7 protein-coding genes and 3 pseudogenes are annotated in these 7,483 nt (G+C 60.7%); 6 read left to right on the top strand and 4 right to left on the bottom strand.

Annotation, left to right across the window (positions count from 1 at the left end):
• Positions 1-108 precede the first annotated feature (108 nt).
• The 3 genes and pseudogenes from A3AY_RS0124690 to A3AY_RS36070 all read left to right on the top strand — a co-directional run.
• Complete coding sequence (locus A3AY_RS0124690) at positions 109-969, top strand: tyrosine-type recombinase/integrase (RefSeq protein ID WP_018327356.1); 861 nt, start codon at positions 109-111, stop codon at positions 967-969.
• Between the two features lie 10 nt (positions 970-979).
• Positions 980-2,155, top strand: a complete 1,176-nt coding sequence (locus A3AY_RS0124685; protein ID WP_018327355.1) for an IS91 family transposase — start codon at positions 980-982, stop codon at positions 2,153-2,155.
• A 404-nt stretch (positions 2,156-2,559) separates the two neighbouring features.
• Positions 2,560-2,736, top strand: a pseudogene (locus A3AY_RS36070) (helix-turn-helix domain-containing protein); the annotation flags it as partial.
• Positions 2,737-3,038: 302 nt separating this feature from the next.
• On the opposite strand, the pseudogene A3AY_RS36065 reads toward A3AY_RS36070, so the two are convergent.
• Positions 3,039-3,787, bottom strand: a pseudogene (locus A3AY_RS36065) (IS110 family transposase); the annotation flags it as partial.
• Between the two features lie 5 nt (positions 3,788-3,792).
• Here A3AY_RS36065 and A3AY_RS39405 point away from each other — a divergent pair.
• Together A3AY_RS39405 and A3AY_RS0124660 are read left to right on the top strand one after the other, a co-directional pair.
• Positions 3,793-3,963, top strand: a pseudogene (locus tag A3AY_RS39405) (IS110 family transposase); the annotation flags it as partial.
• Entirely contained in the window at positions 3,955-4,188 is a 234-nt protein-coding gene (locus A3AY_RS0124660) for a DUF6429 family protein (RefSeq protein ID WP_026203791.1), read from the top strand. The pseudogene A3AY_RS39405 and the gene A3AY_RS0124660, both read left to right, overlap by 9 nt.
• Here A3AY_RS0124660 and tnpC read toward each other — a convergent pair.
• The 3 genes from tnpC to tnpA are packed head-to-tail and all read right to left on the bottom strand — an operon-like array spanning position 4,169 to position 6,715.
• Positions 4,169-5,869 (bottom strand): IS66 family transposase, encoded by a 1,701-nt coding sequence (tnpC, locus tag A3AY_RS0124655; RefSeq protein ID WP_018328351.1) that lies wholly within the window; start codon positions 5,867-5,869, stop codon positions 4,169-4,171. The genes A3AY_RS0124660 and tnpC overlap by 20 nt on opposite strands.
• Positions 5,870-5,915: 46 nt before the next feature.
• On the bottom strand, positions 5,916-6,269 hold the full coding sequence (gene tnpB, locus A3AY_RS0124650; protein ID WP_018328350.1) for an IS66 family insertion sequence element accessory protein TnpB: 354 nt from the start codon (positions 6,267-6,269) through the stop codon (positions 5,916-5,918).
• On the bottom strand, positions 6,266-6,715 hold the full coding sequence (gene tnpA, locus A3AY_RS0124645; RefSeq protein ID WP_018328349.1) for an IS66-like element accessory protein TnpA: 450 nt from the start codon (positions 6,713-6,715) through the stop codon (positions 6,266-6,268). The genes tnpB and tnpA overlap by 4 nt, the downstream gene beginning before the upstream one ends.
• 52 nt (positions 6,716-6,767) lie before the next feature.
• Here tnpA and istA point away from each other — a divergent pair.
• On the top strand, positions 6,768-7,483 hold a 716-nt coding region (istA, locus tag A3AY_RS36060), incomplete at its 3' end, for an IS21 family transposase (protein WP_018328348.1).

Here is a 7,483-nt window from a genome sequence, read left to right as displayed (position 1 = left end):
GGATTGAACGAAGCCGCTTGCGCGGCATTTGGAGCGCGGATTTGCATAATACGCTTCTGATTTGAAGGATTGGGCTGTTTCAGCCCAACCTTTGAACAGGAGATGACGATGACAGAGATGAGCCCGCTACGCCGGCGCATGATCGATGACATGACGATCCGCAATCTTTCGCCAGCGACGCAACGATCGTATTTGCATGCGGTGACGAAGTTTTCTCGCTATTTCGGCCGTTCGCCAGACCGCCTTGGACTGGAAGACGTGCGTGCCTTTCAGGTGCATCTGGTATCATCGGGCCTATCGTGGCCGGCCTTGAACCAGACGGTCTGCGCTCTGCGGTTCTTCTTTGGCGTCACGCTCGGTCATGCCGAGATACCGGAACGCATTGCCTATGCCCGGACCCCCGCCAAGCTGCCGACGATCCTCAACGGCGACGAGATCGTGCGGTTTCTGGAAGCGGTTCCGAGCCTGAGGACCCGCACCGCGCTGACGACGGCCTATGCAGCGGGGCTGCGTGCCTCGGAAGCTGTCCATCTCAAGGTCCGCGACATTGATGGCGAACGCGGCATCATCCGCGTCGAGCATGGCAAGGGCGGCAAGGATCGCAACGTCATGCTGTCAGCGCAGTTGCTCGCGATCCTGCGGGTCTATTGGCGGCTGGCGAGACCCGAGGTCTGGCTGTTTCCGGGTCGGGACAAGACCAAGCCCATCGATGTTCAGGTTCTGTATTCTGCCTGCCGCTCGGCGTGCACTGCTGCCGGCATCGATAAGAGAGTGACGGTGCATACGCTGCGCCATAGCTTTGCTACCCATCTTCTGGAAAGCGGAACCGACATCCGCATCATCCAGGTATTGCTTGGCCATAATAATCTGTCCACCACGGCACGCTACACGAAGGTGTCAAACACCTTGATCCGCAGCACGACCAGCCCAATAGACCGGCTGGCGCTGGAGGTGGTGCCGCCGGGTTGATTGCCTCGACATGGCGGCGGGGCCAGAGGTGGCGGACATCTTTCGCCGCCACGCAGAACGATATCGTCAAACACACGGCGCTCATCTCGGGCGTGTCGAACGCCGGGTCATAAGCGCGATCGAGATGTGCCGGACCGCTCGCCTCGGCGGGCATGTCCAGCAATGCCAGGACTGCGAGGCGATCCGTATCGCCTATAATTCCTGCCGCAACCGGCATTGTCCAAAGTGCCAGGGACAGGCGAGCCGTGACTGGCTTGCTGCACGGCAGGCCGACCTTCTGCCTGTCGGCTATTTCCACGTCGTATTCACCGTGCCGCAGCAGATCGCCGAGATCGCCTTCCAGAACAAGGAACAGGTCTATACGATCCTGTTTCACGCCGTCGCCGAGACACTGCGCAAGCTTGCTGCCGATCCCAGGCATCTGGGCGCAGAGATCGGCTTCATTGCGGTGCTGCACTCCTGGGGCCAGAACCTCCATTATCACCCGCATATCCATTGCATCGTGCCGGGTGGAGGTCTGTCGCTCGACCAGTCCCGTTGGGTTGCCTGCCGGCAGAGCTTCTTCCTGTCCGTGAGGGTTCTGTCACGCCTGTTCCGGCGTTTGTTTCTCGAAGAACTGAAGCAGGCCTATGATCTGGGCCAACTTCGGTTCTTCGGCGATATCGCCAACCTGGCCGATCCGGTCGCCTTCAATCGAACCCTTAAAGCAGCGCGTCGCATCGACTGGGTGGTCTATGCCAAGCCGCCATTTGCCGGACCCCGACAGGTGCTGGCCTATCTTGGCCGCTACACCCATCGCATTGCCATCTCCAATTCCCGCCTCGTCAGCATCGATGGAGATCGCGTCTCATTCCGATGGAAGGACTATCGAACGGGCGGCAGGCAAAAGGTGATGATACTCGATGCCCACGAGTTCATCCGCCGTTTCCTGCTTCACACCGTTCCGGACGGCTTTCACCGCATTCGTCATTACGGACTGCTGGCCAACGGCCATCGGCAATTGAAGCTGGACCAGTGCCGAAGCCTGCTCAACGTCCCACCGCCGGAACAGCCGGCCAAAGAACCGGACGCAAAGCCACCACCTTTGGCGCACTGCTGCCCCTGTTGTGGTGGAGCCATGACGATCATCGGCGCGTGGATCCCGACCCAGCCGGTCTGCCGGCCGTCATGGAACAACAGCTCATGATCAGATCAGGCGGCATCGTTGCAACGATCAGCGTCGCCATGCCGAGGGCGCGAGGCAAGTGTTTTGGCAAATCGTGCCTGAGCGACGGAGAGCGGAACACCACCAAGGGTTCCATCGACGCAAACCAGCCGACGGGAGCGTCGAAGACACTGCAATGATCGCCAACAATCTCCTACCAAACCTGTCCACGCGTTCCGGCAAGGCTCGATCTTCCCAAACGCCATCCGCCGCTTCGGCTAAATCCCCATAGCGCCAAACAACCCGCGCCTTCGCTCAATCCGGCTTCAATGAGGTCCGATCAGCGAATGCCGCACGCATAGCGCACGGACCTCACAGAACCCTCCAGATTCCGTTTTTGGCGCAAATCAGATTCACATTTAGGCCGGTAAAGGAGGCCGGGCTGGATGGCGAAACCGTTTTCTGATGATCTTCGCGAGCGTGTGGTTGGCGCGGTGACGCGCGAGGGACTGTCGTGGCGGGCGGCTGCCGAACGCTTCGGCATCGGCATCAGCACCGCCATTGACTGGGTGCGGCGCTTTCGCGACACGGGTAGGCTCGGCCCCGGCCAGATGGGCGGACACGGCATAAACAGCTAAAATGAACAACGTCGATCAGGCAACCATGACGTTGAGCAGCGTTTTGATCGGATCGCTTGCGATCATATGTCCGGCCTCTGTTTTGTGCGGTCGCACATGACCGCGGGCCAAGATGGTTTCCGCAACGCGAGTTCCTAACATGACTGCGACCTACAACGGCCAGTGGGTCATCCGGAGTATCTTGCGTCGTGGATCGATCGATCACACCACCTGCTCATTCTCTTGCAAGTTCCGACATCAACAAGCACGGTCGCATTTTCGTATGCTCCCCGTGTTCGGCTGATCTTCTAAGCCGCGCACGCCATACTAGGCGGCACAGCATTGGTTCGGTACGCTTCGCCGGTCACCACCATCTTCCAGGCGATGCGCGCGATTTTGTTCGCCAACGCCACGGCGACGAGCTTCGGCGGCTTGCGCTTGAGGAGATCGAGGAGCCAGGGCGAGGAATTCCTGCCCCGTCCGTCGCGGACTCGTCGCAGGAGAGCGGTGGCGCCGACCACCAGCGTACTTCTCAAGGCTTCGTCGCCGGCGCGTGTAATCACGCCGAGCCGGACCTTGCCGGCTGTGGAGTGATCTTTCGGGGTCAGGCCGATCCAGGCGGCAAAGTGTCGGCTTGATCGGAAGCCCTCCGGCGTTGGCGTCTTCATCATCAGAAGCGATGCGACGTCTCATCGGCCGCGATGCGCTCGAGTAGCGGCTCGATCTTGCATATCCCCTTGGCGGCAGTCAGCCCGAACTCGGCCGCATAACCGCGGATCGAATTGGCGAGTTGCGTGCGATTACGGATCAGTCGGTCGCGCATACCGGCCAGCATCAGCGCCGTCTGGCGGTCGGCTGTCTTCACCGGCACGAAGCGCATCGTCGGCCGGCTCATCGCCTCGCACAGCGCTTCGGCATCAGCCGCGTCGTTCTTGCCTCGCTTGACGTATGGCTTGACGAACTGCGGCGGAATCAGCTTCACCTCGTGGCCGAACGACTGCAGTAGTCTGGCCCAATGGTGCGATCCGCCGCACGCCTCGATCGCAATCACCGTCGGCGGCGACGCTGCCGGAGCTGGCGCGGGAGCTGTTCGCGCTCCACGGCGCGGAATATGCGCAGTTGCAAGCGCGGCTGGAAGAGGTTGACGCCAAGTTGATGGCCTGGCATCGGGCCGATGAATGCAGCCGCCGTCTGGCGCAAATCCCCGGCGTCGGTCCGATCGGCGTGGAGATCGATGAGGACAAGATCGACGATGCCGTTTTGGCGCTGTTATGGCTGACGCTGCATAACGAGCGTTGTGCCTGGAAGGGCTTCGACTGGGCAACGACGGATCGGCTTCACAAGAAGGGCCTGATCGGCGACCCAATCAACAAGTCGAAGTCATTGATCCTGACCGATGAAGGCTTGGAGCGTTCGGAAGCATTGTTCCGGGAGCTGTTTACGCGGCCGCCGCAATAGCCGTCCCTTTGTGTGACTTCCATTGCCAAGGCAGCAGTTCGTGCAGGCGGGAGACGGGAAGATCGGCGATGCGGGCGAACACATCGGCGAGCCACGCCTTTGGGTCGACGTCGTTGAGACGGCAGGTCGTGATAACGGAGAGCATGATGGCGGCACGATCGGCCCCACGCTGGGAACCGGCGAAGGTCCAGTTTCGACGCCCGAGTGCAATTCCTCTCAGAGCGCGCTCGGCCGTATTGTTCGTGAGACAAATCCGGCCATCGTCGAGGAAACGCGCAAAACCATCCCATCGCTTCAGCATGTAATCGATCGGCTCGATGACCTCGGAGGATCTGCTGAGCGTGGCGCGCTCCCGTTTCAGCCACTCGTGCATGTCATCGAACAGAGGCTTGCTCTTTTCCTGCCGCGCGGCCAACCGTTCTTCGGCGCTCAATCCATTGATCTGGCGCTCGATCTCAAACAGCGCATCGTACCGTTGGACGGCCTCCAGGGCGATCGGCGAGATCGGCTTGCCCTTGCGTTTGCGGTCACGGGCACGTTTCTGAATGTCGGCGAGCTCAAAGAATTTGCGCCGAGCGTGCGCATGACAAAATGCGAAGGTGATCGGTACCGCTTTCTTTTCGGCGACACTGAGCGGCTCGAAGCCATTGTAACAATCACTCTGCAGAATGCCGCCATACCCGGCCAGGTGCTTCTGCGGGTGCTCGCCACGGCGGTCGCTCGACGCATAGTATATGGCCGCCGGCGCTGCCGCTCCGCCGTAGGGCCGGTCATCGCACACGTACGTCCATATTCGCCCGGTCGTGCATTTGTCTTTGGCCTGGATGGGAATGGTGGTGTCGTCGCCAAAAAGGCGCTCGGCCGCGAAGACATGCGCCTCGATCAGATCAAAGATCGGCAGGAGCGCGGCTGTTCCATACCCGACCTGGTCGGCCAGCGTCGAGGTCGAAAGCTCGATGCCCTCGCATTTGAACCGGGTGCTCTGGCGGTTGAGAGGGCTATGCATTCCAAACTTATCGAACAGGATCGTCGCCAGCAGATGAGGACCGATGAAGCCACGCGGCGTGGCATGGAACGGCGCCGGCGGCTGGCTGATCGCCTCGCAGTCACGGCAGGTAAATTTCTCCCGCACCGTCTCGATCACCTTGAACCGGCGCGGAACCTCCTCGAGCGTCTCGGTGACGTCCTCGCCCAGTTTCGACAGGCGCGACCCGCCGCAGCATGCACAAGCGGTGGGAGGATCGATGACCACACGTTCTCGCTCGATATCCTCCGGCCACGGCTTTCGGACCGGCCGTTTGCGCGTGAACGAACGCACGCTCGAGGTCCTGGCAGCAGCCGCCTGCGCTGCGGCTTCATCCTCCGTCGCCGCCATCACCAGTTCTTCGAGCTGCAATTCCATCTGGTCGATCAGGCGCGCCGTGCGCTCGGATCGCCGGCCGCGCAGTTCGCGCTTCAGCTTTTCGATCGCCAGCTCCAGACGGGCAATCAAGGCCTCGCTGTCCGACAGCATGGCCTGCGCATTGGCGGCTTGCGCCACCGCAATGTCCCGCTCGGCGACGACGGTATCGCGCTCGGCGACAACGACATCACGTTCAGCCTGTAAAATCTCACGCTCGGAAAGCAGCGCCAGATAGGCGCTCGCAAGGTCCGCAGGAAGATCCACAGGCTTCGAGGTCATGAAGCCATTCGATCAGATTCACTCAATATTTTCAATGCAATAAATGCTATCCGACCCGTGTCGGACGCCAGGTTTCCTGCGGATTGCGCCAGTCGATCCCGGACAACAAATAAGACAGTTGCGCCGGTGAGATCGCTACCGCGCCGCCCTCCATATTCGGCCAGATAAACCGGCCCTTCTCCAGCCGCCGGGTAAAAAGGCAGGCGCCCAGACCATCATGCCAGATGATCTTCAAAATATCCGATCTGCGCCCCCGGAAGACGAAGAGATGCCCTGAGAATGGATCATGCTGCAGAACCTCTTGCACCCGAAGCGCCAGGGAGGGAAAGCCACAGCGCATGTCCGTATAGCCCGTCGAAAGCCAGACCTTGACCCCTGTTCCCATCGGAAACGGATTCATCGCAGCGCCTCCAGTCCACGCAAGACCCGAAGCAGCGCTTCAACGTCGACATCGCGGTCCACGATCACACGGCGACCATTGGCGCTGACAACCTCCATAAGTCCACCTTGGGCCATTGAAGGCTTGGTCGCCGTCGCAGCGACCGGCATGCCTGGCTCCGGGACCAACAGTGCAGGAACAAACCCTTCACTCCCCCGGCCATTGCCGAGCCGTCCCTCGCGAGCGGCCTTACGCCAGTCGTTCAACTGAAAGCGCGTGATGCCATGTCGGCGCGCCGTTGCCGTGACCTGCCGCGGGGCGGAATAACTCTCCGCTACGATCGCAAGTTTGGTCTCGTCGCTGAAACGGCGACGTCGACCGCTATCGACAATCTCCATACGGCTGACTTGCGGCCGCTTCTCTATCGTTAAATCCACGGTTCTCACACTGTCTATATTGACGTCCATATAGACAAAACATCCAACTCCCCTCACTTCTCAGCAAGGCGGCCCTCCTCGGATGCGTACGGTGAAGAAGATTGTCCGGGAACTCCACGTGTCGCGCAACACGGTTCGCAAGATTCTGCGTTCCGACGAGACCGATTTTGCCTATGAACGCGAGCGACAGCCGCTGCCAAGGATCGGAGCCTGGAAGGCCGAGATCGAGCGGTTTCTGGTTGCCAATGAGGGCAAGCCGTCGCGTGAACGGCTAACGCTGATCCGGATTTACGAGGAGGTTCGGGCACTCGGCTACGATGGCAGTTATGACGCGATCCGGCGATATGCCAAGACCTGGGCGAAGAACCGGGGAGCCGTGACAGCGGAAGCCTATGTGCCCCTCTATTACGCGCCAGGCGAAGCCTACCAGTTCGACTGGAGCCACGAGATCATTCTGGTCAACGGGGTGACNACGACCGTGAAGGTCGCGCACGTCCGGCTCTGCCACAGCCGGATGATGTTCGCCCGAGCCTATATGCGNGAGAGCCAGGAGATGGTGTTCGATGCCCATGACAAGGCCTTCGCCTTCTTCCGTGGCACCTGCACGCGCGGCATCTACGATAACATGAAGACTGCGGTCGAGGCGGTGTTCGTCGGCAAGGAGCGACAATACAATCGCCGCTTCCTGCAGATGTGCAGCCACTATCTGGTCCATCCCGTTGCCTGCACGCCCGCATCCGGATGGGAGAAGGGACAGGTCGAGAACCAGGTTGGCCTCGTGCGCGAACGCTTCTTCAC

It is taken from the genome of Rhizobium giardinii bv. giardinii H152 (assembly GCF_000379605.1).
GTDB lineage: Bacteria > Pseudomonadota > Alphaproteobacteria > Rhizobiales > Rhizobiaceae > Pararhizobium > Pararhizobium giardinii.
This window is presented reverse-complemented; position numbering and strand designations above follow the sequence as displayed.